At 50.2% G+C, this 26,730-nt stretch carries 20 protein-coding genes; 7 read left to right on the forward strand and 13 right to left on the reverse strand.

What is annotated here, in order from left to right; translation table 11 throughout:
• Positions 1-321: 321 nt before the first annotated feature.
• From AC4MRN_RS07690 to AC4MRN_RS07735, 10 genes are all read right to left on the reverse strand, one after another.
• Positions 322-2,412, reverse strand: coding sequence for a TonB-dependent receptor (locus AC4MRN_RS07690; RefSeq protein WP_491202936.1), 2,091 nt, complete (start codon positions 2,410-2,412; stop codon positions 322-324).
• 300 nt (positions 2,413-2,712) lie between these two features.
• A complete protein-coding gene (locus AC4MRN_RS07695; RefSeq protein ID WP_491202937.1) occupies positions 2,713-3,360 on the reverse strand; it encodes an outer membrane protein in 648 nt (215 codons plus the stop codon).
• 117 nt (positions 3,361-3,477) lie between these two features.
• Positions 3,478-4,338, reverse strand: coding sequence for an alpha/beta hydrolase (locus AC4MRN_RS07700; protein ID WP_370242563.1), 861 nt, complete (start codon positions 4,336-4,338; stop codon positions 3,478-3,480).
• A gap of 223 nt (positions 4,339-4,561) precedes the next feature.
• Positions 4,562-6,466 (reverse strand): family 43 glycosylhydrolase, encoded by a 1,905-nt coding sequence (locus AC4MRN_RS07705; protein ID WP_491202938.1) that lies wholly within the window; start codon positions 6,464-6,466, stop codon positions 4,562-4,564.
• On the reverse strand, positions 6,447-8,411 hold the full coding sequence (locus tag AC4MRN_RS07710; RefSeq protein ID WP_491202939.1) for a glycoside hydrolase family 97 protein: 1,965 nt from the start codon (positions 8,409-8,411) through the stop codon (positions 6,447-6,449). The genes AC4MRN_RS07705 and AC4MRN_RS07710 overlap by 20 nt, the downstream gene beginning before the upstream one ends.
• A gap of 15 nt (positions 8,412-8,426) precedes the next feature.
• Complete coding sequence (locus AC4MRN_RS07715) at positions 8,427-9,632, reverse strand: aldose epimerase family protein (RefSeq protein ID WP_491202940.1); 1,206 nt, start codon at positions 9,630-9,632, stop codon at positions 8,427-8,429.
• A gap of 131 nt (positions 9,633-9,763) precedes the next feature.
• The gene (locus tag AC4MRN_RS07720) at positions 9,764-10,348 is read right to left on the reverse strand and encodes an HAD family hydrolase (protein WP_370242567.1); all 585 of its coding nucleotides are present in this window, start codon (positions 10,346-10,348) and stop codon (positions 9,764-9,766) included.
• Between the two features lie 123 nt (positions 10,349-10,471).
• The gene (gene araA, locus AC4MRN_RS07725; RefSeq protein ID WP_073317233.1) at positions 10,472-11,971 is read right to left on the reverse strand and encodes an L-arabinose isomerase; all 1,500 of its coding nucleotides are present in this window, start codon (positions 11,969-11,971) and stop codon (positions 10,472-10,474) included.
• 38 nt (positions 11,972-12,009) lie between these two features.
• Entirely contained in the window at positions 12,010-12,702 is a 693-nt protein-coding gene (locus tag AC4MRN_RS07730) for an L-ribulose-5-phosphate 4-epimerase (protein WP_073317236.1), read from the reverse strand.
• A complete protein-coding gene (locus AC4MRN_RS07735; RefSeq protein ID WP_491202941.1) occupies positions 12,699-14,357 on the reverse strand; it encodes a ribulokinase in 1,659 nt (552 codons plus the stop codon). The genes AC4MRN_RS07730 and AC4MRN_RS07735 overlap by 4 nt, the downstream gene beginning before the upstream one ends.
• Positions 14,358-14,571: 214 nt before the next feature.
• On the opposite strand from AC4MRN_RS07735, the gene tal reads away from it, so the two are divergent.
• Complete coding sequence (gene tal / locus AC4MRN_RS07740; RefSeq protein ID WP_491202942.1) at positions 14,572-15,522, forward strand: transaldolase; 951 nt, start codon at positions 14,572-14,574, stop codon at positions 15,520-15,522.
• A gap of 357 nt (positions 15,523-15,879) precedes the next feature.
• Here tal and tkt read toward each other — a convergent pair whose 3' ends face one another.
• Positions 15,880-17,874 (reverse strand): transketolase, encoded by a 1,995-nt coding sequence (tkt, locus tag AC4MRN_RS07745; RefSeq protein WP_491202943.1) that lies wholly within the window; start codon positions 17,872-17,874, stop codon positions 15,880-15,882.
• Positions 17,875-18,076: 202 nt separating this feature from the next.
• Between tkt and AC4MRN_RS07750 the strand changes: the two genes are divergently transcribed.
• From AC4MRN_RS07750 to AC4MRN_RS07760, 3 genes are all read left to right on the forward strand, one after another.
• Entirely contained in the window at positions 18,077-18,484 is a 408-nt protein-coding gene (locus tag AC4MRN_RS07750; protein ID WP_370242572.1) for a VOC family protein, read from the forward strand.
• Between the two features lie 138 nt (positions 18,485-18,622).
• Positions 18,623-19,558 carry an SPFH domain-containing protein gene (locus AC4MRN_RS07755; protein ID WP_073317254.1) on the forward strand — a complete coding sequence of 312 codons (936 nt, stop codon included), beginning with the start codon at positions 18,623-18,625 and terminating at the stop codon, positions 19,556-19,558.
• A gap of 5 nt (positions 19,559-19,563) precedes the next feature.
• Positions 19,564-20,025 carry an NfeD family protein gene (locus AC4MRN_RS07760; RefSeq protein WP_491202944.1) on the forward strand — a complete coding sequence of 154 codons (462 nt, stop codon included), beginning with the start codon at positions 19,564-19,566 and terminating at the stop codon, positions 20,023-20,025.
• A gap of 7 nt (positions 20,026-20,032) precedes the next feature.
• Here the strand turns inward: AC4MRN_RS07760 and AC4MRN_RS07765 are convergent, their stop codons facing one another.
• Positions 20,033-21,376 (reverse strand): MFS transporter, encoded by a 1,344-nt coding sequence (locus AC4MRN_RS07765; RefSeq protein ID WP_491202945.1) that lies wholly within the window; start codon positions 21,374-21,376, stop codon positions 20,033-20,035.
• Between the two features lie 176 nt (positions 21,377-21,552).
• On the opposite strand from AC4MRN_RS07765, the gene uvrA reads away from it, so the two are divergent.
• The 3 genes from uvrA to AC4MRN_RS07780 are packed head-to-tail and all read left to right on the forward strand — an operon-like array spanning position 21,553 to position 25,488.
• Positions 21,553-24,384, forward strand: a complete 2,832-nt coding sequence (gene uvrA / locus AC4MRN_RS07770) for an excinuclease ABC subunit UvrA (RefSeq protein WP_073317263.1) — start codon at positions 21,553-21,555, stop codon at positions 24,382-24,384.
• A 1-nt stretch (position 24,385) separates the two neighbouring features.
• Positions 24,386-24,790, forward strand: coding sequence for an acyl-CoA thioesterase (locus tag AC4MRN_RS07775; RefSeq protein ID WP_073317266.1), 405 nt, complete (start codon positions 24,386-24,388; stop codon positions 24,788-24,790).
• A gap of 5 nt (positions 24,791-24,795) precedes the next feature.
• Positions 24,796-25,488 carry a 2OG-Fe(II) oxygenase gene (locus tag AC4MRN_RS07780; protein ID WP_491202946.1) on the forward strand — a complete coding sequence of 231 codons (693 nt, stop codon included), beginning with the start codon at positions 24,796-24,798 and terminating at the stop codon, positions 25,486-25,488.
• Between the two features lie 100 nt (positions 25,489-25,588).
• Here the strand turns inward: AC4MRN_RS07780 and AC4MRN_RS07785 are convergent.
• A partial coding sequence (locus AC4MRN_RS07785) for an ammonium transporter (protein WP_491202947.1) occupies positions 25,589-26,730 on the reverse strand: 1,142 nt, incomplete at its 5' end.

Raw genomic sequence — 26,730 nt, forward strand, 5'->3', positions numbered from 1 at the left:
TTAAACATTAAAAACAGAAACGCGCTGTTAGCCGTTGGCGATGGTACTGCATCGCACATGCAGTCCTTAACCGGCAACAGACAACCCTCGCAGCGCTTAACTTTACCGCCACGAGCAATGAAGGGTTTTGTTGATGCCGCCAGTTCTTTCTGACGTAAGGCTAATATGGCGTTGTGCAATGCAAGGAACTTAACAATGAAGGAAACGAGAGTATAGCTGATGTCACCGCTGAATAGCAGTAATTAAGACGAGGGATACAAGATGAGATGAGAAATAAACGCAGGCCCGACGGGCCTGCGAAAACTTGGGTTCAGACGTTGTTTACAGACGTCCAACCAATGTCAGCATGGCATTGATGGGCGCAGCCACTGTAGCCTGATGCGTTGAGTGTGCATTCGGGAAATACACTTCATCGGTCAGGTTTTCAATGTTTAGCTGTACGCGCAGATCATCGGAAATATCGTAGTAGGCCGATGCATCCACACGGGTATAGCTTGGCAATACAGCACTGTTGCTATTGTTAATGAAGCTCTCGTCCTGATAGGTCGCGCCCAGGCCAATACCGAATCGGTCATTGATTTGGTATGTCGACCATACTGAGAACGTATTCTCTGGTAATTCGCGTGGCGTTCTGCCGGTTGGTCCGGAACGCTCAACAATTTCGCCATCCAGGTTGCTGTAGTTTACTGATACGTGCCAGTCTTCTGATAGCGCACCACTTAACTGCAGTTCAAAACCGGAAATTTCAGAGTTGATTACGTCCAGTGTTGCCGGATCTTCGTCAGCGACTTGGGGAGACTTCTGTTCGTTTTCAAACACCGCAGCCGTAAAGCTAAGTCCTTGAGCAAAGTCCCACTTCAGGCCAATTTCCTGATTGCTGTAGGTGTCCGGGTCTAACTGACTCTTACTGCCATTGATATCAGTGTACTGTTCACCGCTGCGAGGCAGGAATGACTCGCTGTAACTGGCATAAACTGAGATGTTTTCCTGAGGCTTATAGATCAAGCCTGCACGCGGAGAAACCTGGTCGTCTTTACGACTGAGGTTTTCATCTGCTTTAGCATTGAACACTTCGATATCGAAGCTGTCAAAACGCGCACCCAATACCAGGTCAAAGTGTTCAGATAACTCAATTTCGTCCTGCAAGAAGAAAGAGAACACATCCAACGACACACGGGTATCATCATTCAACGCGCTGAATGCCACGGTAAATGGTGTGCCGTCTGCGTTAATACCAGCCATGTTGCGAATATTTAACGGACGCGCCAGCGTGAATACTTCCTTGTCATTTCCCGTTGTGCTGAACACGGGATTAAAGCGGTTCTGATCTGAGTTTGTTTGAATAAACTCGGTACCCGCTATTACAGTGTGGCCAATACCACCGGTCTGGAATTCACCGATCAGGTTGCCCGACAGGATCAGATTGTCACGTTGGGTATTATCGATATAACCGTCAAGCTCAACCGTGTTTGCGGCAGCATCAAAGTCGTTAGCGTAGAAGTTTGAATAAACTTTGTCGTAGTCGCCGTAAAACGCGTTTACGTTACCTTTAATATTGTCAGCAAACTGATGCTGCACATTGGCGCGGAATACGTGCGCTTCCAGCTCGTGATAGTTATTAGCCGGATCACCAAAGGTGATGTCTTTTAAGGCTTCAACCGGCTTACCGTTGTCACCCGTAGGAATACCACGATCGATAAAGCGCTCGTGATTAATGTACTCGTAAGAAACATCCAGTACGGTGTCAGTCGCTAACTCAAAACGTGCTGTAGGATTAAAGCCAATACGCTCACCGTCGAAGAAATCTCGATGATTCTCAAGCGATTCATACATTGCATTAACGCGCACCGCAGACGTGCTGCTGATATCAGTGTTTGTATCCACTTCCACGCCGTAACCGCCAAAGGTGTTTAACGTCGCTTTGTAACCCGTAAAGGTGTCATCCAGTTGCGCCTTCTTTGACACGCGATTCAGGATACCGCCAGTACCGCCACGACCAAACAGTAGCGCGTTAGGGCCGCGTAAAATCTCTACCTGCTCAACATTGTACAACGAACGGAAATACTGCACGTCATCGCGGTTACCGTCGATATAGAAGTCAGCAGTTGAACGCACACCACGGAATACCACTGAGTCACGGTGACCTTCACCCATTGAGGTATTCACACCCGGCGTGTAATCAATAATCTCACCAATGCTGGTGATACCACGAGCAATGATCTCGTCTGCTGTCATGATGGACAAACTCTGAGGAACATCAATGATTGGCGTAGGGGTTTTTACCGAGTTCGATTGATTAAACGACAAGTACTGCCCTTCCACTACAATGTGTTCGGGATCGTCCTGGGTATTTGCCACAGCGGCATTGCTAAACAGCAACGCTGCGGTGATCGCAGATAGTTGGAATTTCAAGTCATATTCTCCATTTGTTTGAGTGCGTTCTTAAGGCCGGAGCCTAGCTGCGAGGCGGTTTTTATTTTTGTTGAGTGCGATCGCGGGAAAGAATGTTAATGCGAACTATTATTGATTTCAACTAATGTTAAGAATTGGTTAGAATTGATTATTCCAAAAGAATAGATGCGTCAAAATCACGCAAATAAAAGCCCTTTATTCAGTGAATAAAGGGCGAATTCAGCCCTGCATTTATAGCTTGCAAATAAAAGTTAGCATTCTGCAAATCAAAAATTCTCTGAGACAGTCGTCAAGCCAGTGCTAAAAACGATATTCAACCGTCATGCTGTATTGTTTCATTGCCATGAACTGATGCAAGCTTGCACTTGTGTTCAATGAAAGGTTTTCAGTGATATCCCATGCGATACCCAGGCCACCAACGACTCCCCATTTATTAGTAGTCTCACTGCCTATTGGCGTCCATTCTGAGGATTGCCGTTGTCTGGTAGTACTGTCGATTGAATAATAGGCGACGCCTGCTTTGCCATAGACGTGAAAAGACTTACTGATTTGATAGAACCGATGTGTCACTTCTGCGGTGAAGATAGTCAGGTCTGCGTTGGTATCATAGCGTTCAGAATCCTGTGAACAAAATAAGCAATCTAATCCGTCCAAAAAGCCCAACTCAATGCCGCTCGCATATGTGAGTTTTAAACTGGTATCTGATGTTAGGTAATAACCCAATGACAGTTGGTAATTAACCAGGTCATTGTCGCTGCCCGTCAGCTCATGATCACCGAGATACTGGGTCACGCTCTCCGGCAATTCTTTGCGAGCATCGCTCTCGTTGTAGTTATACACACTGGTAAAAGCAGCACCTTCTACGAACCAATTATTGTTAGCAGCATGCGCGTTAGGCACGAGTGCAGCAACACTCAGTGCAAACGCACAGATTCCTTTTTTATTCATGTTATATCCCGATATTGGGGTCTGAGTAACCCGGTGTTGAAAAACGCTATGATAGTGTACGGGAGTGAAAAGAAGGTGAAATGTAAAGGGCAATTATTGTTGCCCTTTATAACGCTTTTACAAACTCTTGATGAATGCCTGATAGGCTTCTACAGCAATAGGCGAGGTCAGCACGTTATTATGCTCTGCCCCTTCCACGACAACGAGGTTTTTATTGTCGGAGGGCGATACCCGGTAAAGGATCTCGCTGTATTTAGGTGGTGTTTTGCGATCTTTTTCACCCACAATTAATAGTAACGGGCCTTTGTAACTGCCTACCTGGTAGGCATTATCCACCGACTTCAGGCTGTCAGACAGCTTATAGCGAGTAAGCCAGGCCGTCCAACCAGGTGAGTTGTCGTAAATCAACTGAGTTAAATTCACTACCGGCCCTTCCAGTACCAAACCATCGGGTTTGCGTTGCAGTGCAATATGTGTAGCAACCGCTGTGCCTAGCTCAACCCCATGTACCAACATGGGCTTGTCGTTACGCAACTTATCAACAGCAAAGTCATAAATGGCCAGGGCATCCTGCAGCATATATTCAGGGTTCATGTCTTTAGGCTTGTCGCTAATCCCAGCGCCCGGGTAATCAAACCAGATAATATTAGCGGGAATACTGCCTAAACGGTGCAGCTTACTGGCAGATTTATTGATGGTTGATGCGTTGCCGCCGAACAATACTATATTGGCTTTCGCACCGTGATACAGAGCCTGTACACCGCGGATCTGGTTTCCTCGCACACCGGTAACTGTGACCGGCTTTACCGCCACCGAGATACCGTCTTTAAACGCTTTACCCTGAAAATGTGTCAGGTCGAGCTTTTCGACATTGGGAGACTGATATATCAGGTTTTGCGGGGTTACGTTAATGACGCAGCCAGACACCACTACAAGTAAGAGGCCTAGAAAAAGAGAAAGATAAATGCGATTGGGCATGCTTGTCCTTGCCAAAGTAATTCCGCCGAAAATGAACGCTATACTATAAGTATAGAGGCTACTTGAAGTTTTGAGTATCAGCCTATCAATTAATTTAGCACTTGCCCACTGTGATACCGACAACACCGACCAGAAAAAAGAAGGGGCAACACCGCCCTACTCGGTGCCGCCCCCGGAACAACTTAGACGATGTCCAGCCATTGCCGGACATCCTGCTCAAGCGTTATTTAGGTTCGCGCAAATGGAACACCTGACAACGGGTAGCCAAATCAGGCTGCTGAGCAATGTTGGTTTGCTCAGCTAAACCGCAGTCGGTTAGTCCCAGCGGCAAACGGGTATAACGGTTAAACAGCATCATACCGCCGCCCTCAACCGGTGCTAAACGCCACTGTGCGGTTTTATTGTCGCAGTTCACCATATCAACATTGGCACCTGGCACGACCTGATTATTCACCACACCCAGGCATTGCGCACTGTCCGCATCTACTTTTAAGCGCAGATATCCGGTATCAGTCGGTTGGAACACCCAGGTCTGCTCATCCAGGTAGTTGAACGCGCGTTGCACGACATTATCTTCATCAGCGGTAATGGCTTTGCCGCTCTGCTGACTCATGAGTGCAACTTCACCTACCGGGCGCAGCTGCCATTGATTACAGGCGCTATCGGTATTTTGCTGTAATACCGCCTGATTAGCGGATGCTGAACATCCCGCAACGGCTAAGGGCTTGCCAGAATAGCGATTGGTAATAGTCACGTTGCCATCAATACCAGGCGCGACCTGCCATTGCTGACAGTAATTGTTTCGCCATGCCGCAGACTGCACGCGTGCATTGTCGGCGGTACTGCACGCAGCTACTTCAAGAAACTTACTGTCTTCGCGATTTGCTAACCGCACAAAACCGTCAGTGGTGGAGTCAAGCACCCACTGTCCGTTGGTACCGGCACACTGGCGTTGCACAGCGCGGTTGTCCTGCGGATCAGAGGAGATATCCAGGCACAATTCGCTGGTCGCATTGACTAGCTGATAACGCTGACCTTGCACTCGTGTCACCAGAGGGCCGTTTTCGCCACCCGGAGGGGCCACTTCAACACCCGGTGTCAGAGGCTCACCAAATTGCGGCGTGCCGTCTTCGTTCCAGGTAAATTTCTGTGCACGCAAAGAACGGGTGGCGCTGCAGCCATGCTCAACTGAGTCATTGCCGTGATACACCAACCAGTCTTCTTTGCCATCCGGCGACGTAAAGAAACCATTGTGACCCGGGCCAAATACAGTTTCTGTGCGGCTGAATACGGGCTCTGGGTACTTAGTCCAGTGATCGCGGTTCATGGGGTCATCGCCCACCAGCTCCAACAAGCCCAGTTTGTAATCCGGCGTATTGCAGAAACTGGCAGAATAAGTCATGAATGTACGGCCGTTTCGCTGAAGGATTTCGGCCCCTTCTGTCACTTTGCGGCCGCTGATTTCCCAATCCAGTTCAGGTGTTGTCAGAACGGTGTGAGGTTGATCAGCCTTTAACGACCACGGATTTTCCATCTCGGCAATAATATTGAGCTGGGTATCACCACGCCACTGCGAGTAAATCACATAAAGTTTGCCGTTGTGTTCTAAATAATTACCGTCGATATTCCACACATCAGGCATTAACGCGCCCTTGTACTGATACGGGCCCATTGGGTCGTCACCAACACTTTCCAGCACATTCAGGTGCTGATGGTCCAACGTGCCATCCTGACCTGCGGTATACATCATGTACCAGCGGAATCCGTTCGGGCCTTTTAAACGGTGAAATTCAAACGCCCAAAAGTTACAACAACGCTCCGGGTCAGTTGACGACCATACATTCACCGGTGTGGCGTCTGCCAGACCGGCCAACGTAGGCGATTTACGCATGACCAGCTGTGATGTCCAGGTGGTTGTGGTGAGGTAGTAGTTCCCGTCCCAGTATTCCAGCCACGGATCGGCGCCATTCGGAAATAACGGATTAGTAAAGATCCCTGATGCTTCCGTAGCGACATTATCTGGTTGCTTAGCGGCTGTTTCTGCCTCCGGTGCGGTGCTGCTACATCCGCCTAACGCAGCCAGTAATAACGCTGCGGTAGTCAGCCGTTTAATCGACTTTACAATCATTGGTACTCTCTCTTTGTGTGGTCAACACAAACCCATCGTTTGTAGATAACGTTAATTGAAGATCGCCTGCTGGCAAGGTTTGAATCCGGGTCTGACGTGTGCCGTCGCCCTTGGTTAATAAAGTTGCGCCGGCTAATGCATAGCTGTCTGACGGGATCACAATCTGTTGTGGTGTGGCTTGCGCATTAATCCCGGCAATAAACCAGCGGCACTGTGATTTACGCGCCAATACAACGTATTCGCCGGGACTGGCTGCAATCAGTTGAGTCTCGTCCCAGCTCGCAGGTACGGTTTGCAGAAACTGTTTTACGTGAGGCTCTACGTTTTGCATTTGCTCAGGCGTGGTTACAACGTGCTGCACACCAGAGTAAAACAACACGGTTTCAGCCAGTTCAAACGCATTCGAGGTTTTGCGCTCGATATTGGGGATATCCCCTAACACCGTAGGCGTAAAGTCCATCGGATCAAATAAGTTGCGGGTAAAGGGCAGTAAAGTGGCGTGATAAGCCTGACGGTCAGCAAAGTCCTGGAAGAACGTAATCATTTCCTGACCTTTTATGCCTTCTGCCGTCATTAAATTTGGGTATTCACGTTGTAGCCCCCGCGGCAATGTTACCCCGTGGAAGTTCACCATCAGTTCAAAGTCGGCTGCATCCTGCAGTATGGCTTTGAAGTATTCCCATACCGACGCGCCGTCACCGGGGAAGAAGTCGATTTTTACACCGGCAATCCCCATTGCCTGGAGACGAGCAAACTCTTTGCGGCGGTCAGCTTGAGTAAGCAATTGCCCTTTGGGGCTATAAACAGTCTGGTTCCAGTGCCCTGAAGAGTTGTACCACAGCCACAAACGTACGTTTTTAGACCCGGCGTATTTAGCTAGCTTGGCAATGCCGTCATAGCCGATATTCCGATCCCAGTTTACGTCCACCAGCACATAAGGCCAGTGCATGTCGGCAGCGTAGTCAATGAACGCAGTTTGCGTTGCGGTATTCACAGACTCGTCTTTCAACAATCCCCAGCTCCAGGCTGCAAGGCCCGGTTCAACAAAGTCAGTTTCGCTAAGTGCAGATGCGTTAGCGACATCAGTACCCAGCGTAGAGGCCGCAATGGTGTCCAGTTCACCCACTAACAACAGTCGCCACGGCGACGTAAAGGGCAATGTGTGTTCGGGTAAAAGCTGGCCGTTTGTTACGGTTTCAGCCGGGTGCGGGAACGTCAGTGTGAAGACACCTTCGTCATTGCTTAGCAGGTTGGAAGCGGCATAGCCTTCAGTTATGCCAGCTTCACTGACAACAAGAAACGTATCCTTGTATTTGAACAACGCTGGATAGACCCATCCATTGTCGAATTGCGGCGTTAACTTACCCACAACGCCGTGCTGATATTCTTCTTCATAGGATGGATTGGTATTCATCCAACCTGACTGCGCCGCCGCCTTGGGCTGCAACCAACCCTCAGTGTCAGCAAACATACCCACACTGGTTTGTTCGCTGATGACAACCCGAGTATCGGTCGATTTACCCATCAACTCATAGCGAAACGCCAGACCATCGTTGCTAAGTCGGAAGCGCACAGACAGCATGTCGCCGCGCGTGTTTTCCACGCTGACCAGAACTTCATTGGCCTGATATTCAATATTTCGCTGCTTACCATGAACCAATGAATAAGCCGAAGCGATGGCGCTGACTTCACTGACATTTTTCAGCGTCAGGTTATCCGCAAACGAACTGTTTGCCAGGGTAAGACCGAGTGCAGAGGGCTGGATCACAGCGTCACCTCTGCGCTTCACCTGATAGACCAGTGTTGCTTTGCTGTTCAGGGAAACCTGCACACTCAGCTCGTGATTGGGGCTATGCAGACTGACGATAGCCTTAGCCCAAACCGACCCCGTTGTACCGACGGTGAGTAACACCGCCAGTATCAGCTTAACAGTACGTTGCCACATTTGAATCAGCCCGGTTTACTTAGTGTCGAATGCGTACACAATACGCGTTGAGTACACGTCGCCCGGTAACAAGGTTGTACTAGGGAACGCCGGTTGATTCGGCGAATCCGGGTAGTGCTGAGGTTCGAGACAGAACGCCCCGCGGAAGATGTGTTGCTGGCCCATGCCGCTGGTACTGCCGTCCAGGAAGTTACCAGAGTAAAACTGCACGGCAGGCTCTTCAGTCAGAACTCGCAGTACGCGGCCTGATGCTGGATCGTATACCGAAGCAGCTTCAATCAGGGTATTGTCAGGCTGGTCTTTCAGCACATAGTTGTGGTCATAACCTTTACCTAACGCTAACTGCTTATGGCTATCGCCGATGTCTTTACCAATGGCTTTGGCTGACGTGAAATCAAATGCGGTCCCTGCAACAGGCATGAGTTCACCGGTAGGGATCAAACCACTGTCAACCGGGGTAATTGCTTCACTGTTAATGGTTAATTTGTGATCCAGAATGTCGCCTTTGCCAGCAAGGTTGAAATACGTATGCTGGGTCAGATTAACAATGGTTGGCGCGTCAGTCGTAGCAATAAACTGCATGTCCAGCGTGTTGTCGTCAGTCAGCGTGTAAGTGACGACTGTGGTCAACTCGCCAGGGTAACCCTGGTCGCCGTCCGGGCTTACCAGCGTCAATTTCACGCCAGCGCTGGCTTTCGTTGCAAACGGCTCCATGCTCCAGACTTTCTTGTCGAAACCCTGTACGCCGCCGTGAAGGTGATTGTCGCCGTCATTCGTCGCCAACTGATACTCGGTACCAAACAACGAGAATTTAGCGTCTTTAATGCGGTTACCATAACGGCCAATCAATGCACCAAAGTACGGGTTTTTGGTTTCATAATCTGACAGTGAATCGAAACCGTACACGATATTACCCGACTGACCCTTAGCGTCCGGTACCGACATGCGGGTGATAATGCCACCATAACTGATGACATCGATTTCGATGTTATTGCTGTTTTTAAGCGTGACTTGCTTAACCGGTGTTGCGTCGCTTAGCACACCATAAGCACTGATTGTTGCAGAGGGAGTCATTGTCATTGTTTGTCCTTTTTGTGCCATCACCTGGCTGCTGCAGCCAAAGGTAAGTGACAATACACCCGCCAGTAGCCACTTAGTGCGGCTGCCGGAGGCAGTAAATAGTTGTGCAGGACGTATTGAAGTAAGCGAAAGCGTAGACATGGTTAACATTCCCATAATTATTTTTATACTTTTATATTACAATTATAACAGGGAATGCAAGTAATGATTCAGCTAAGTGACAGACGTGTTCCGCTGTTGGAACGGGAAACACGTCTGCGTTAATCCTGAGGTTAGCGCTGAATTTCGCCCTGTTTCACCATAATACAATCCATTCCCGCATCTCTGGCGGCCTGGTAGCCAATCTCGGTGTCTTCAAACACAACACAATGTTGTGGTGCTACACCCATTTGTTCGGCAACCGTCAAAAACGTTTCAGGATGCGGTTTTCCGTGTGTTACATCGGAGGCGGTAACCAGCGAATCAATTCGCGCCAACAGCCCGTGTTTTGTCAGCAGGTGTTCGGCGTGAGGTCGCTCTGCGCCGGTCCCGATTCCAATCGACAGGGTTGGACGATAATGCTCAAACACCGCCATAGTGGACGGGATCAGTACAGGCTCAAGATCCATGGTTTCCCATGCCTCGCGCTTGAACTTTGCCACAGCCTTTGGATCGTGATCCATGCCGAATTTTTCGTTCAGTATTACGACAGTTTGTTGCGTGGGTACTCCACCCAGGGAGTTCATATAGTCTGCATCAAACGGATAGCCAAACGCGTTACATGCGCGCTCCCAGGCCACCATGTGCGACGGCATAGAATCGACCAGCGTGCCATCCATATCGAAAACAATGCCCTGGTAGGCAGATAAATCGACCATGAAAACTCCTTAGTTACGGTTCAAGAGACAATGACCGGTGCTGAGTGCACCGGTCTTATTCATACTACAATGAATCGTAATATTATCATGTCAGCTCACCGTACAGGTGTACCAACAGGTCGATTAAATACCTTGCTTAAGCTGATAGTAAGCGGCGTTGTAACGCAGCTCAGACTTAAAGGTACGCAGATTAGTGTCACTGTCGATAACCACCGTTTCTACACCCGCCATATCAGCATAATCTTCGATCATGCTTGCGGTAATGGCCTGGCTGTAAGCAGAGTGGTGAGCACCACCAGCATAAATCCAAGCCGCACCAGCCACTTCCAGGCTAGGCTTAGGCTCCCACAGTGCAGATGCTACTGGCAAGTTAGGTGTCGTTTCAGGTTGGTCAACCGTATCCAGTTCATTAACCAGAATGCGGAAGCGGTTACCCATATCGATTGGCGATACGTTGATAGACGGGCCCGCTTTGGCCGCGAACAACAGACGAGGTACATCGCACTTCACACCAATGGTGTGGCGGTGTAATTCCAGACGAGGCTTCTTACCGGCAATCGACGGACACACTTCCAGCATGTGCGCACCCAATACCTGGTCAGTGCCGCCGGTAAAGTTGTAGGTGTAGTCTTCCATGAACGAGCAACCGCCTTCCAGGCCGTTTGCCATGACTTTCATGATGCGAACCATGGCCGCTGTTTTCCAGTCACCCTCACCGCCGTAGCCGTAGCCTTTCGCCATCAGACGCTGTGTTGCCAGACCAGGTAAGCCGGTTAAGCCCGCCAGGTTTTCAAAACAGTTGGTGAATGCACCAAAGCCACCGTCAACGAAGAACTTCTCCATGCCCAGTTCCAGACGCGCTTCTTTCATTAGGCGGTCACGCTGATAATCGTCGGTCAGCAGTTCTTTGCTTACGTCATATTCCTGATAGTACGCATCCAGCTGCGCAGCTACATCGCCATCGCTGATACTTTCTACTACGTCGGCAAGCTCTTGCAGGCCATGCGCATGGACTTCGTAGCCAAAGGTAATTTGTGCTGCAACCTTGTCGCCCTCGGTTACCGCAACGTGACGCATGTTGTCACCAAAGCGCACCACTTTCATAGACTGGCTTTCTGCCCAGCCTAATGCCGCACGACACCAGCCGTCGATTTGTTTAACGGTTTTCGGATCCTGCCAGTGACCAACAACCACTTTACGCTCTTTGCGCATACGCGTGCCGATGAAACCGAATTCGCGGTCACCGTGAGCACTCTGGTGCGTGTTCATGTAGTTCATGTCGATGCTGCTCCAAGGCAGACCAGCATTAAACTGGGTATGCAGGTGCAACCATGGCTTTTTCAGCTCGTTCAGGCCGGCAATCCACATTTTCGCAGGCGAGAAGGTGTGCATCCATAAAATCACACCAATACAGTTCGGTGCGCTGTTGGCAGCCTGACAAACCTGGTGAATTTCAGATGGGGTTTTAACGGTGTCTTTGTAAACCACGTTAACCGGCTGAATGCTTTCATTCAGGCCAGCAGCCAGCGCCTGACTGTTGTTCGCAACTTCTTCCAGTACACGAGGGCCGTATAGGTGCTGTGAACCGGTGATAAACCAAACTTCTTTTTGTACTGTAGTCATAATTCTGTCCTCTATAGATAAAGGTGCCTGACGGCAGCTTATTCCTGACCGTAATAAGCGTTTTTGCCGTGCTTGCGTAAATAGTGTTTATCCAGGATGGCCTGATTTAGTGGCGCCGCATTCGGACTCAGAGTGCGGGTTAAATAAGCCATACGGGCAATTTCTTCGAGCAATGCAGCGTGATACACAGACTGTGCTGCGTCTTTACCCCAGGTAAAGGGCGCGTGACCGGCTACAATCACCATGGGGGCGGAAAGCGGATCGCGGTCGGTATACGCATCGGTAATTTGCACGCCAGTTTCTTCTTCGTAGTCACCGTTGACCTGCTCATCGGTTAACTCGCGTGTACAGGTAATGTCACCATGCACATAATCTGCGTGGGTGGTACCTAAACACGGGATGCTCTGCTTGGCCTGTGCCCATGCCGTGGCGTAGGTTGAGTGCGTATGAGTCACGCCACCAATGTTGTCAAACGCACGGTACAAGTGCGTATGCGTTTTGGTGTCTGATGACGGACGCATAGTGCCTTCGACAATGTTGTTTTCCATATCAACAATCACAATGTCTTCGGGCTTCATCTGGTCGTACGATACGCCACTTGGCTTGATCGCAACCACACCTTTGGCGCGGTCGACCTGCGACACGTTACCAAAGGTATAAATCACCAGGTTGCGGTGTTGAAGCTCCATATTGGCTTCATACACTTCGCGTTTTAGTTCGGTATAACTCATGGCTGGCCTCCGCTGACATAGGCACCAAGGGTTTGGTATTTTTGATAGAGTTCGTCGTACACACCTACATTTTCAGGATTAGGCAGGTACTGTTTGCAGACAGGCGACGCCATCACGGCCTGAGCGTCGGCGACAGTTGGGTATTCGCCAGCAGCCACAGCAGCCATGATAGCGGCGCCTAAGGCACAACTCTGTTCACTTTCTAATACGTCGATGGGGCAGTTCCATACATCGGCACAGGTCTGCATGACGTAGTCGGATTTTTTCGAGATTCCACCGATAACCACCACAGATTCAATGGGCACGCCCTCTGAACGGAAGCGCTCGGTAATTGCGCGCGCTCCAAAGGCAGTGGCTTCAACCAGTGCTTTGAATAATTTTGGCGCATCGGCTCCCATTTTGATGCCGGTGATCGCCATGGATACCGTTTGATCAGCGTCGGGCGTACGACGTCCGTTCACCCAGTCCAACGCCGTAATGTCGTGTGCACTGGCAGGAATGAGTGCTGCTTCGTTGGATAAACGCTGCAAGGTAATGGCTTCGATTTTATCGGCTAATTCACTGGCGCCGGTTTCCATCAGCTCGTGCAGCAGATTTTGGGTTGGCCATAACACCAGATTCTTAAACCACGCATAAAGATCGCCGAAGGCTGATTGACCAGCTTCCAGGCCAATCATGCCCGGGATAACCGAACCATCGACTTGGCCGCAGATTCCTTTCACACAGGTGTCACCCAGGGTTTGTGGCGTTGTGACGGTAATGTCACAGGTGGAGGTACCCATTACTTTAGTCAGCACGCCTTCTCGTACATTGGCCGCAACCGCGCCCATGTGACAGTCAAACGCACCAAAACCGACAACGATACCGACAGGCAGGCCTAATTTGTCGGCCCATTCCTGAGTGAGATTACCGGCTGCTTTATCACTCGGCTGTGTGTTTGGATTCAGGGTATCCACCACACCGTCCAGTAGCGGGTCGATTCCGGCAAAGAAACTGTTTGGCGGGAAACCGTCCCAGGCTTCGTTCCACATTAATTTATGGCCAGTAGCACATCGCCCCATTTGCATTTGCGATGGGTGAGTGGTGCCACACATAAGTGCAGTCATCCAGTCACAGTGTTCTACCCAGCTGTAAGTAGCCGCTTTCACTTCCGGATCGTTGCGGAAAATGTGTAGTGCCTTCGCCCAGTACCATTCAGACGAATAGATACCGCCCATATAAGACAGGTAGTTCACATCGTTTTCGTTGGCTGCTTTGGTGATCTCGCTGGCTTCTTTTACCGCGGTATGATCTTTCCAAAGTACAAACATAGCATTCGGATTTTCTGCAAACGCGTCAGTCAGTGCTAAAGGCACGCCTTCCGCATTCACTGCAACTGGTGTAGAGCCGGTTGTGTCGAAGCTCATTCCCACCACATTTTCAGCTGTACCAGCGGGCACTTTTTCCCACAGCGCATTGACCACTTCTACCAGACTATCGATATAGTCCAGAGGATGCTGACGGTATTGGTCGCGGGCGGGTACGCAATAGCGACCTTCCGCCCAGCGCGGATAATTGACCATATGGCTGGCCAGCTCTGCACCGGTTGTGACATCAACCAAAAGTGCCCTGACCGAATCAGAGCCATAATCGAGCCCTAATGTATAACGAGACATAATAATTCTATTCCACGAACTGCTAACAAAATTAGCCACCAAATTTAATTGTATGATAATATCAATAATACGCAAATGTAAAGGTAATATAAAATTAATATTAATGGTGTGGTGGCTAGTTTTTCATCACTTAATGCAATAGCTGGCGCTCATGTTGCCAGTGGAAAGCTGTGATACCGCGCCAGTCTGTTTTAACCGTTGAATGGAAAATGCTATGACGACCCAACTCGATCAATTAAAGGCCATGACGACTGTAGTGGCTGACACCGGTGACTTTGAAGCCATCAAACGCTATCAGCCACAAGACGCAACAACGAATCCTTCACTGCTCTTAAAAGCAGTACAAATCGAAAAGTATCGCCCTTTAGCAGCTGAAGCGGTGCAATGGGCTGCAGCCCAGGACAATGTGACAGATGTTGCCGGCGCAGCTGCCGACAAGCTGGCTGTGTTAATCGGTAGTAAATTAATGGAACAGGTACCTGGGTATGTGTCTACCGAAGTCGATGCCCGTTTGTCTTTTGACACTATGGCGACTGTAGAAAAGGCCAATCACCTGCTGGCGCTTTACCGTGACCAAGGCATCGATACCAGTCGCGTACTGATCAAAATCGCCGCCACCTGGGAAGGTATTCAGGCTGCGCGCATTCTTGAGTCTCAGGGCATCAAAACCAACGTTACGCTGGTGTTTTCATTTGCCCAGGCTCGCGCCAGTGCCGAAGCAGGCGCATTCCTGATCTCACCTTTCGTTGGCCGAATCCTGGACTGGTACAAAGCCAACCAGCCAAATGAGGACTTTACCGGTGCCAACGATCCGGGTGTAAAATCGGTTAGCCGTATTTACGGCTACTTCAAGACTCACGGTTATGACACCATCGTAATGGGCGCGAGCTTCCGCAACATCAGTGAAATTCAGGAACTGGCGGGTTGTGATCGCTTAACTATCAGCCCAGGACTGCTGGATGAACTGGCCAATACAGAAGGCACACTAGAGCGTAAACTGAACCCGGTTGATTCGCCTAAGCCCGCCCCTGCTGCATTAACCGAGCAGGCGTTCCGCTGGGATATGAACGAAGAGCAAATGGCGAACGACAAACTGGCAGAAGGTATTCGCCAGTTCGCTAAAGACCAGGTAACCCTGGAAGCCATGCTGGCTGACCTTGCGTAACGTCAGCGTTTTACACTACAAAGCTCAATGACAAAGACCCGGTGTGGTAGTTACCACACCGGGGCTTTTTAACGTCAGTTCGAAAGTTTTACCTTCATTTCACTTTTGCCACGTCATGATGTGCCTGGTTAAGCCTACGAGGAGCTTCACACCATGATGTCACTCTTTATATTTAGTAAACACGTTAGCCTGCTGATAAAGGTCTGCATGCTGTTGTACCTTGCCCTGACAGAGGTATTCAACCCTGCGGATAATGAGACTCATAGCCTGTTACCTGAAACGTGCAGCCTGTATGTTGCAATGTCAGAGACAAAAAAGCCTGCACATTGTGCAGGCTTTTAAACTCGTTGGCGTGATTTAGCCGAGCAACGCTTTAGCCTTAGCCACCACGTTGTCTACCGTAAAGCCGAAGTGTTTCAGCAATTCACCACCTGGTGCAGACTCACCAAAGGTTTGCATGCCAACGACATCACCGTCCAGGCCGACGTATTTGTACCAGAAGTCGGTATGCGCGGCTTCAACAGCCAGTTTAACCGTACCCGCAGGCAATACGCTTTGCTTATACTCTGCTGACTGCGCATCAAATTGCTCAGTACTTGGCATGGAGACAACTCGTGCACCCACACCTTGCTCACCCAGTGCCGTTGCGGCATCGACTGCCAGAGACACTTCAGAACCCGTTGCAATCAACACAATGTCAGCTTTGCCTGCGCAGTCTTTTAATACATAACCGCCTTTTGCAACGTCAGCCAGTTGGCTTTCGCTACGCGCCTGGGTCTTGGTACCCTGACGGGTAAAGACTAACGCGCTTGGGCCATCCTGCTTCACGAGCGCCTGACGCCAGGCCTCTGCGGCTTCCACCGTGTCACACGGACGCCAGGTAGTCAGGTTCGGCGTTAAGCGTAAGTTAGCCAGTTGCTCGATAGGCTGGTGCGTTGGACCGTCTTCACCCTGACCGATGGAGTCGTGGGTGTACACAAAGATAGATTTTGCTTTCATCAACGCAGCCATACGTACCGCGTTGCGCGCGTATTCCATAAACATCAGGAAGGTCGCGCCGAATGGGATAAATCCACCGTGCAATGCAATGCCGTTCATGATCGCACTCATGCCGAATTCACGCACACCATAGAATATGTAGTTACCGGCTGCATCGTCCTGCAGGCCTTTGGCTTGTGGCCACAGTGTTAAGTTTGAGCCAGCCAGATCCGCAGAACCACCAATGATTTCTGGCAATTGATTAGCAAAGAATCCAATCGCATTTTGCGACGCTTTACGAGTGGCCATATCCTGCATATCTGCCTGACACTGGCGCACAAAAGCGTCTGCTTTCTCGTTAAAGTCCGCAGGCAAAGCTTGCTCAATAACGCGGCGCTTGAAAGATTTGGCTAAATCAGGATAAGCAGCGGCGTATTCCTCAAACAGCTTGTTCCACTGCGCTTCCGCTTCAGCACCTTTCTCGTTTGCATCCCACTGAGCATACACGTCTTCTGGTACTTCAAACGGCGCATAAGGCCAGTCCAGTTGCTTGCGCACTTCAGCGACTTCGTCGTCACCTAACGGCGAACCGTGACAGTCATGGCTACCCGACTTATTCGGTGAACCAAAACCAATCAGGGTTTTACAGCAAATCAGTGTGGGTTTATCTGTTACCGACTGTGCCACTTCCATCGCCGCCTTCAATGCTGCTTCGTCGTGACCATCGATGTCTTTGATCACGTGCCAGCCGTAGGCTTCAAAGCGCGCTGGCGTGTTGTCGGTAAACCAGCCTTCAACGTGACCGTCGATAGAGATACCGTTGTCATCCCAGAAGGCAACCAACTTACCCAGGCCCAACGTACCGGCCAGTGAACAGGCTTCGTGGGAGATACCTTCCATCAGGCAGCCGTCGCCCAGGAAGCAATACGTGTAGTGATCAACTAGCGGGAAACCTTCGCGGTTGAACTGTCCCGCCAGGGTTTTCTCTGCAATTGCCATACCCACAGCATTCGCAATACCCGCTCCTAACGGACCCGTAGTGGTTTCAACGCCTTCGGTATAACCATATTCAGGGTGACCCGGCGTTTTAGAATGTAGCTGGCGGAACTGTTTAAGCTCTTCAACAGGCAAGTCGTAACCACTTAAATGTAGCAACGCATACTGCAGCATAGAGGCATGCCCATTCGACAACACAAAACGGTCGCGGTTTGCCCATTTTGGGTTCCCCGGGTTGTGCTGATAAAACTGTTGCCATAAGACAGTGGCAATGTCAGCCATTCCCATTGGCGCGCCAGGGTGGCCGGATTTTGCTTTTTGAATTGCATCTACTGCCAACATGCGGATGGCATTGGCAGAGCGTTGAATTGTAGACATGCGTCACTCACCTTTAATTACTATTATAGTACAAATAATAATGTGAACTGTGTGTTAAACACAACCGCTAAGTGACAAAACCCGGTAAATTACTACCAATTATGCATAATTCCGCCATTGGCTACTTTCACCCGCTGTGCTAATTCGCTATGTTAGTCAAAACGTTAGCCAACACTTCTTCATATTTCAGGGAGACCATAGCATGGGCGAGAGAATTCAAAGCATTAATGCCGTAGGCATACTGGTGCATGATTACGATGAAGCCATTGCGTTCTTCACTGAAAAGCTGAATTTTGACTTGCTGGCCAACGAGGCCCACGACAACGGCATTCGCTGGGTGTTGCTTCACCCTCCCGGCCTCTCAAATGCCGGTATCATGTTAAATCTGGCGCAATCGAAACTGGACGAAATGGTAGTGGGTAAACAGGCAGGCGATCAGGTTTTGTTCGTACTGCAAACCAATGATTTCTGGCGGGATTACAAAAGCATGCAAAGCAAAGGCGTGAACTTCATAGAAACCCCGCGCGATGAGGAATACGGCACCGTTGCTATTTTCGAAGACCTGTATGGCAACAAGTGGGATTTGCTGCAGGTAAAAGACGAGGAATAGGCAGTTCGTGCCGTTGGTCACTCCTTCCACTTTCAAACGCTTATTTCGTACAGTAGAGATTGTTTAAAGCAATCAATATCGTATATGCTTCAACTGCCTGCCCTGTTCCAGGGTTAAGAAAACAAGAGGATGTTGAGCATGGAAGTATTACTCGATTATATTGTTACTCCCCAGTTATTCGTACTGGTTTTGGTGGTGATTTTACTGAAAATCTCCATCAAATTCGTACCGCAAAACCGCGCCTACGTGATTGAACGATTCGGTAAATACCAATCAACCAAAGAAGCGGGTTTAAACTTTATCTTTCCGTTTATCGACCGCGTTGCCGCCGATCGCTCATTGAAAGAACAGGCCGTGGACGTGCCTGAGCAGAGCGCCATAACCAAAGACAACATTTCGCTGCATGTAGACGGCGTACTGTACTTTCGCGTACTCGACCCGTACAAGGCCACTTATGGCGTAGACGACTATGTTTTTGCTGTTACCCAACTGGCGCAGACCACCATGCGTTCAGAGCTGGGTAAAATGGAACTGGATAAAACCTTTGAAGAGCGCGACCAGTTAAATACTAATATAGTAACCTCAATTAACGAAGCCAGTGGTCCTTGGGGTATTCAGGTACTTCGCTATGAAATTAAGGACATTGTGCCACCCAATTCTGTAATGGAAGCCATGGAAGCCCAGATGAAAGCAGAGCGGGTAAAACGGGCGCAAATTCTGGAATCAGAAGGTGATCGTCAGGCTGCCATTAACCGCGCAGAGGGTGCCAAACAGTCTGTGGTACTGGCCGCGGAAGCCGACAAAGCGGAGCAGGTATTAAAAGCCGAGGGTGAAGCCCAGGCCATTCTTGCCGTCGCCGAGGCACAAGCGGAAGCACTACGCAAAGTCGGTGAAGCCGCCGATACCGAAGAAGGCCAAAAAGCCATTCAGCTGGATTTGGCGACTAAAGCCATTGAGGCTAAACAGGCGATTGCCCGGGAATCGTCTATTGTGTTGTTACCCGATGGTTCAACCGAGGCGGCCAGCTTAGTCACTCAAGCCATGGCTATCATCAATAAAATGAACAAAGAGTAACGGGTATGGACTGGTTATCAGACAACCTGGCATCCACGCTGGCAGTAATAGGGTTATTGCTGCTGGCTATCGAGATTGCCGTATTGGGCTTCGCTACGTTTGTACTGCTGTTTGTGGGCATTGCTGCACTGATCACATCAGGGCTGTTTTATCTGGATATTGTGCCAGCAACTTATCTTAATGCCATGATCTGTGTCGGTATCATCACAGCGCTGTCTGCTGCAGTGTTATACCGCCCACTACAACAAATGCAGAAACAGGTAGAAAAGAAACCGGTTACCAGCGACTTCAACGGTGTTCGGTTTGTTATTACAGAAGCCATCGGTCCGGCGTCGACAACCACTCATGCTTATTCAGGTATTCAATGGACGGTAAAAAGCACGCAACCCATTGATGCCGGCACCGAAGTGGAGGTGGTAAATGTGGAAGTAGGCGTCTTTTACGTGGTGCCAGCTGCGAACGGCTGACGCTACATTAACCCCATTGTTTAATAAGCGCGCGGGCCTCAAGTTCTTTAAAGTCACTATCGACTTTTAAGAAAAGCAGGCCCTGTTGCGCATCGACTGCGCATTCAATAACGCCCGCCTGTTCTTCCAACGAATTTACCTGCTCGGAAGTAGGTTGAATGGCTTTATCCAGCGATAACGTAACCCGTTTGAACTTATCGGTTGTGCGAAGCCCCATCATAATGAGCCCCCACAAAACGGCCACGATGATACCGCTGATGTAGGCGCCCTGAGCACCATAAGCAGTTGCAATTGAGCCAGAAACTACACCTCCCAGAAAAGCACCAAAGAACTGGAAGCTGGCATAAATGCCCATGGCAGTGCCCTTCTGACCCGCCGGTGCAATGCTAGACACTAACGCAGGTAAATTTGCCTCTAAATAGTTAAAGCCAGTAAAGAACACCACCATGGCTGTAACCACTAGCCACCAGTTAAGCATTCCACTTCCCAGCATAGCAAACGCGATAAGCAGCATTACAATGGCAGACATTAGCATGCGTTTCGGCGCCTTGCCGCGGCTACTGCGCATCATGCCAGCCAACAGCACCACTGACACCAACAACACAGGTAAATACAATGACCAGTGGCTATCCAGCGCCATTCCAAGCGATACCAGCGACAGCGGAATTTGCACAAACAACAGGGTGATCATCATATGCAGCAGCATGACGCTGACATTCAGTCGCCATAACTGGGATGAGGTAAACAAGGCCCAAACCTGATCGCCACGCGGCAGGGTTTCAGCGCTTACCCGCTGGGGGCTGTTTGGTACGGCCCATTTCACTAAAGGCAGGCAGGCCAAAGCCAGAACGCCGGTTACCCAGAAGATGCCAGCAATACCCCAGCTGTCGGCAATGATAGGGCCGATTAATACCGCTATGTAGAAAGAGAATCCGATAGCAATGCCAATAATGGCCATGACTTTGGCGCGTTGTTGTTCGCGAGCCACGTCAGTTGCTAAGGCCATGATAGCCCCGGCAATCGCGCCTGCGCCTTGAAGCACGCGCCCGGCAATCATCCAGGCCATGGTGTCGGCCATCGCAGCAACAATACTGCCAAGGGCAAATACCGTAAGACCGAGCAATATTACAGGCTTGCGTCCCCAGCGATCAGACATCATCCCCATGGGAATTTGCAACGCGGCCTGGGTAAGCCCGTACCCACCAATGGCAATGCCTACCATCATGGGTGAATAATCAGGGAACTGCGTTGCGGCAACGGCCAGCACAGGCATGACCATAAACAACCCTAACATACGCAATACGTAAACCAGCGCTAGTGTACAAGCGGCCCGGACTTCTAAGGCATTCAAGGCAGTAGATTCTCTGTTGCTCGGTTAAAAGGGGCGCGCAGTGTAGCACATTTTGCTGCTGTGTACCTACCACCCGGCCTTTGTGTACACAGACTGATCTGATTTCGGCAAAGTGGCATATTCAAGAGGTCGCCGACTATGGCATACTGTTTCTTTTGTCTCGCAATCAGGTTCGAATGGATAACATAGAAGTTCGCGGTGCCCGCACCCACAATCTGAAAAACATCGATATCACTATTCCCCGTGACAAACTGGTGGTGATCACCGGACTGTCAGGCTCAGGAAAATCTTCCCTGGCGTTTGATACGCTGTATGCTGAAGGTCAGCGTCGTTACGTTGAATCACTGTCGGCTTACGCCCGCCAATTTTTGTCGATGATGGAAAAGCCCGATGTTGATCACATCGAAGGCTTGTCGCCCGCTATATCCATTGAGCAAAAATCCACTTCGCACAACCCGCGCTCAACCGTGGGTACGATTACCGAGATATACGACTATCTGCGTTTGATGTTTGCCCGTGTTGGTACACCTCGCTGCCCGGATCACGACGTGGCACTGGATGCACAAACCATTTCTCAAATGGTCGACCGTGTGCTGGAGCTACCAGAAGGCACTAAGCTGATGCTGCTGGCGCCAGTAGTGCAAAACCGGAAGGGTGAACACGTTAAAACCCTGCAGTCTTTAGCTGCCCAGGGCTATATACGGGCGCGTATTGACGGTGACGTGTGTGACCTGTCGGATCCACCTGAACTGGATTTGCACAAAAAGCACACTATCGAAGTCGTTATCGACCGCTTCAAAGTGCGTGACGACCTGCAATTACGTCTGGCAGAAAGTTTCGAAACAGCGCTGGCGCTGTCTGCCGGTAACGCCAAAGTAGCGTATATGGACGAACCAGATACACCTGAGATTATCTTCTCCGCTAACTTCGCCTGCCCGCATTGTGGTTACAGCATCAGTGAGCTTGAACCGCGTTTGTTCTCGTTCAACAACCCGGCTGGTGCATGCGGTACCTGTGATGGCCTGGGCACACGTCAGTTCTTCGACCCGTTTAAAGTGGTCACCAATGACGAACTGAGCCTGTCTGGTGGTGCAATCCGTGGTTGGGACAAGCGCAGCTACTATTATTTCCAGATGCTTCAGGCGGTTGCCGACCATTATGGTTTCAGCCTTACCGTACCATTGGGTGAGTTGTCTGACGAGCACAGGAACATCGTACTTTATGGCTCTAAAGGCAAATCCATTAGTTTCCGCTATATCAACGATCGCGGCGACATCATGGAGCGCAAGCATCCGTTCGAGGGCATCATTCCAAACATGGAGCGCCGCTACCGGGAAACCGAATCGAATACCGTACGCGAAGAACTCTCTAAGTTTTTAAGCCAGCAACCCTGTAATAGCTGTGGCGGCACCCGCTTGCGTACCGAAGCCCGCCACGTGTTTATTGAAGACACCAACTTGCCGGCCATTGCTGAAATGTCGATTGCCGGCGCTTATGACTTTTTCGAGCATTTGAATTTGTCGGGGCAACGCGCCCAAATCGCCGACAAAATATTAAAAGAAATCCTCGACCGTTTGCGCTTCCTGGTCAACGTCGGTCTGAACTACCTGACCCTGTCCCGCAGTGCCGACACCCTCTCTGGTGGAGAAGCCCAGCGAATTCGTCTGGCAAGTCAGATTGGTGCGGGTCTTGTTGGGGTGATGTATGTACTCGACGAACCCTCAATTGGATTGCACCAGCGTGATAACGAACGCCTGTTAAAAACCCTTACCCATTTGCGCGACCTGGGTAACACGGTACTGGTGGTAGAACACGACGAAGACGCCATCAAAGAAGCCGATTACATTATTGATATAGGTCCGGGCGCCGGTGTTCACGGCGGTCAGATCATTGCGCAGGGTAGTCTGGATGACATCCTCAGTAACGAAGACTCGTTAACCGGAAAGTACCTGTCCGGACGCGAAAAAATTGAAGTACCTGCTGAACGTAATAAAGCCAAAGACGATCAGTGGCTGGAATTAAAAGGCGCCACTGGCAACAACCTGAAAAACGTAAATTTGCGTATCCCGGTGGGGGTGATGACCTGTATTACGGGTGTGTCTGGTTCGGGTAAATCTACCCTGATCAACGACACCTTTTACCGCATTGCGCACCGTGAACTGAACAATGCGACTACCAGCGAACCCGCGCCTTACAAGTCAATGACCGGCCTGGATAAGCTCGACAAAGTGGTCGATATCGATCAGAGCCCGATTGGTCGTACCCCGCGCTCAAACCCGGCCACGTATGCCGGCATTTTCACGCCTATTCGTGAAATGTTTGCCGGCACTCAGGAAGCCCGCTCACGCGGTTACAAGCCAGGGCGCTTTAGTTTCAACGTCAAAGGCGGACGCTGTGAAGCCTGCCAGGGTGACGGCGTAATCAAAGTCGAAATGCACTTCCTGCCCGACGTGTACGTGCCGTGTGACGTGTGTAAAGGCAAGCGCTACAACCGCGAAACACTGGAAATAAAATACAAAGACAAAAACATCCACGAAGTGCTGGAAATGACCGTTGAAGACGCCCGCGAGTTCTTCGACCCGATTCCCGCTATTGCTCGTAAACTGCAAACACTCATGGATGTCGGTTTGTCGTATATCCGCTTGGGTCAGGCCGCCACCACGTTATCAGGTGGTGAAGCACAGCGCGTGAAGCTGGCCAAAGAACTGTCTAAGCGCGATACCGGCCAAACTCTGTATATTCTGGACGAGCCAACCACTGGCCTGCACTTCCACGACATCAAACAGTTGCTGGCCATGCTGCACCGCCTGCGCGATCACGGCAATACCGTGGTGGTCATTGAGCATAACCTAGACGTCATCAAGACCGCGGATTACTTAGTGGATCTCGGCCCTGAAGGCGGTTCTGGTGGTGGACAAATCATTGCCGAAGGCACCCCGGAAGACATCGCAGAAAGTGCGGTATCGCACACCGGCCGTTTCTTAAAACCGCTGTTAAAGCAGGTGTAGTATGTTTGAAATGACAACCAATGTGCGCTTCAGTGAAACCGATGGCGCAGGTCACGTGGGCAATACTGTAATGGTGGTGTGGTTTGAAGAAGCCCGCACCCCATTATTCGAAATGTTTACCCCTACCCTGGCGCTGGACAGCTGGCCGTTAATACTGGCCAGCTATCAGGTCGATTTTCATGCGCAAATTTTCTATGGTGAGCCGGTTACAATCAAAACCTGGGTGAAGCGTATCGGCAACAGCTCTTTTGAGGCCTATCAGGAAGCATGGCAGAGCGGTAAGCGCTGTAATTCTGGCACTACCACCATGGTGCACTACAATTATGAGACACAGAAAACAGCAGCAATCCCCGACAACATTCGAGCCGCGCTAAGTGAACACCTGCTGCCGGAAGATCATGAGTAAGTAGTATGACAACATTCATTGAAGTGATTGATAACGCCCTACCTGTACAGTTGTGCAGGGACATTATCGATACCTTTGATACCAGTCAGAAAGTGGCACCAGGACGCACCGGCGGTGGTGTCGATACCGACAAAAAGCGCTCAATGGATGTGTCATTCTCACAAAACCCGGAATTCAAAGCCCATCACCAGGCCGTATTTGAAGCCTGCAGCAACGGGATTTTTAATTACCTGAAAAAGTATTATTTTGCGATAGTCGGCCCATTGGGTTTAACCCTTCCTGACCCGACTACCGGCCAGCCGGTTAAGCTCACGGCAGAGAATTTTGAAACCCTCGGCCTGCCACAATTACCCATGCTCATTCAGCACCTTTTCCGAATGGGTGACATCAATGCCCAGCGCTATGAAAAAGGCAATGGCGGTTACCCTTACTGGCATTCAGAAGTGTATCCGCAGGCCCAGCACAATGAAGCGCTGCACCGTATTCTACTGTTCATGTTTTATCTGAATGACGTGGAAGAAGGCGGTAGCACGGATTTTTACTACCAGGATGCGTCCATTCAGCCCAAAGCCGGCCGCATGGTCATTGCTCCCGCGTATTTCACCCACACCCACAGGGGCCAAATCCCGGTCTCTAGCGACAAATATATTCTGACTTCATGGGTATTGTTTAATCGCGCAGAGCAGTTGTACGGCTAACGATTAGAGCGCCTTCAGCACATAAAACAAGTAGCTCCCTTCTAAAACAACAATGCACCGGCTAGCGGTGCATTGTTTTATCTCTTCAACCTGTACTGAATTACAAGTTGTAACCACGCTCATCGTGGCTAGAAATATCCAGACCCTGATGCTCAGTTTCCGTGTCTACACGCAGGCCTTTGGTTAACACAGAGACCACTTTAAGCAGAATCCAGGAGACCACCGCAGTGTAAACAAATACGCTAACGATACCGATGATTTGCACCGTTACCTGATCACCAATACTGGCATTGTCACCACCGAAGCCGTAGCCGCTGAACAGCCCCAAATCAGGTGAACAGAATACGCCTGCCAGCAATGTACCTAAAATACCGCCGACACCGTGCACCGGGAATACGTCCAGCGAGTCGTCGATTTTCCACTTCTGTTTAATGAGAACGGTACAGTAGAAGCAAATCACACCAGCAGATAAACCAATGACCAGGCCAGCTGCCGGGCTAACAAAACCTGAGGCAGGGGTAATGGTACCCAAGCCCGCAACCATACCCGTTACAATACCCAGTACCGAAGGTTTGCCGTATTTCAACCATTCCAGCGTCATCCAGGCAAGAGAACCCGCTGCCGCACTGATGTGTGTTACCAGCATAGCCATAGACGCATCACCATTTGCTGCCACAGCACTGCCGCCATTAAAGCCAAACCAGCCAACCCATAGCATACCCGCGCCACCGACCGTCATCGTAAGGTTGTGTGGAATAAGTGACGCACTGCCGTAACCATTGCGGTTACCAATCACCAGCGCTGCGACCAAGGCGCCCACACCAGCTGTAATATGCACAACCGTACCACCAGCAAAGTCTAACAGGCCCATTTCGGCTAGCCAGCCGCCGCCCCACACCCAGTGACATACAGGTAAATAAACAAGCACAAGCCAAACCAGGGCAAAAATCAACACAGACGAGAACTTCATGCGTTCAGCAAAGCCGCCCACCATTAATGCTGGGGTAATAACGGCAAAGGTCAGTTGGAACATAAAAAACAGTGGCTCAGGGATAGTCCCCGACAGGCTCTCTTTAGTCACGCCATCAAGGAACACCTTCGACAGATCACCAATAAAGCTATTGCCCTCGGTAAACGCCAGGCTGTAACCGGCAATCAGCCAAATGAGTGACGCACCACATGCAATAGCAAAACACTGCATAAGGACCGACAGCACGTTTTTACTGCGAACCAGGCCACCGT

This window comes from Marisediminitalea sp. (assembly GCF_984433645.1).

Coding starts and splice junctions, on each gene's coding strand:
- AC4MRN_RS07720 (WP_370242567.1), bottom strand. CDS start 10,348: ATGGTCGATTTATCTGCCTACCAGGGCATTGTTTTCGATATGGATGGC.
- tal (WP_491202942.1), top strand. CDS start 14,572: ATGACGACCCAACTCGATCAATTAAAGGCCATGACGACTGTAGTGGCT.
- AC4MRN_RS07760 (WP_491202944.1), top strand. CDS start 19,564: ATGGACTGGTTATCAGACAACCTGGCATCCACGCTGGCAGTAATAGGG.
- AC4MRN_RS07705 (WP_491202938.1), bottom strand. CDS start 6,466: ATGATTGTAAAGTCGATTAAACGGCTGACTACCGCAGCGTTATTACTG.
- AC4MRN_RS07710 (WP_491202939.1), bottom strand. CDS start 8,411: ATGTGGCAACGTACTGTTAAGCTGATACTGGCGGTGTTACTCACCGTC.
- tkt (WP_491202943.1), bottom strand. CDS start 17,874: ATGTCTACAATTCAACGCTCTGCCAATGCCATCCGCATGTTGGCAGTA.
- AC4MRN_RS07780 (WP_491202946.1), top strand. CDS start 24,796: ATGACAACATTCATTGAAGTGATTGATAACGCCCTACCTGTACAGTTG.
- araA (WP_073317233.1), bottom strand. CDS start 11,971: ATGACTACAGTACAAAAAGAAGTTTGGTTTATCACCGGTTCACAGCAC.
- AC4MRN_RS07700 (WP_370242563.1), bottom strand. CDS start 4,338: ATGCCCAATCGCATTTATCTTTCTCTTTTTCTAGGCCTCTTACTTGTA.
- AC4MRN_RS07730 (WP_073317236.1), bottom strand. CDS start 12,702: ATGAGTTATACCGAACTAAAACGCGAAGTGTATGAAGCCAATATGGAG.
- AC4MRN_RS07755 (WP_073317254.1), top strand. CDS start 18,623: ATGGAAGTATTACTCGATTATATTGTTACTCCCCAGTTATTCGTACTG.
- AC4MRN_RS07735 (WP_491202941.1), bottom strand. CDS start 14,357: ATGTCTCGTTATACATTAGGGCTCGATTATGGCTCTGATTCGGTCAGG.
- uvrA (WP_073317263.1), top strand. CDS start 21,553: ATGGATAACATAGAAGTTCGCGGTGCCCGCACCCACAATCTGAAAAAC.
- AC4MRN_RS07715 (WP_491202940.1), bottom strand. CDS start 9,632: ATGTCTACGCTTTCGCTTACTTCAATACGTCCTGCACAACTATTTACT.
- AC4MRN_RS07695 (WP_491202937.1), bottom strand. CDS start 3,360: ATGAATAAAAAAGGAATCTGTGCGTTTGCACTGAGTGTTGCTGCACTC.
- AC4MRN_RS07750 (WP_370242572.1), top strand. CDS start 18,077: ATGGGCGAGAGAATTCAAAGCATTAATGCCGTAGGCATACTGGTGCAT.
- AC4MRN_RS07775 (WP_073317266.1), top strand. CDS start 24,386: ATGTTTGAAATGACAACCAATGTGCGCTTCAGTGAAACCGATGGCGCA.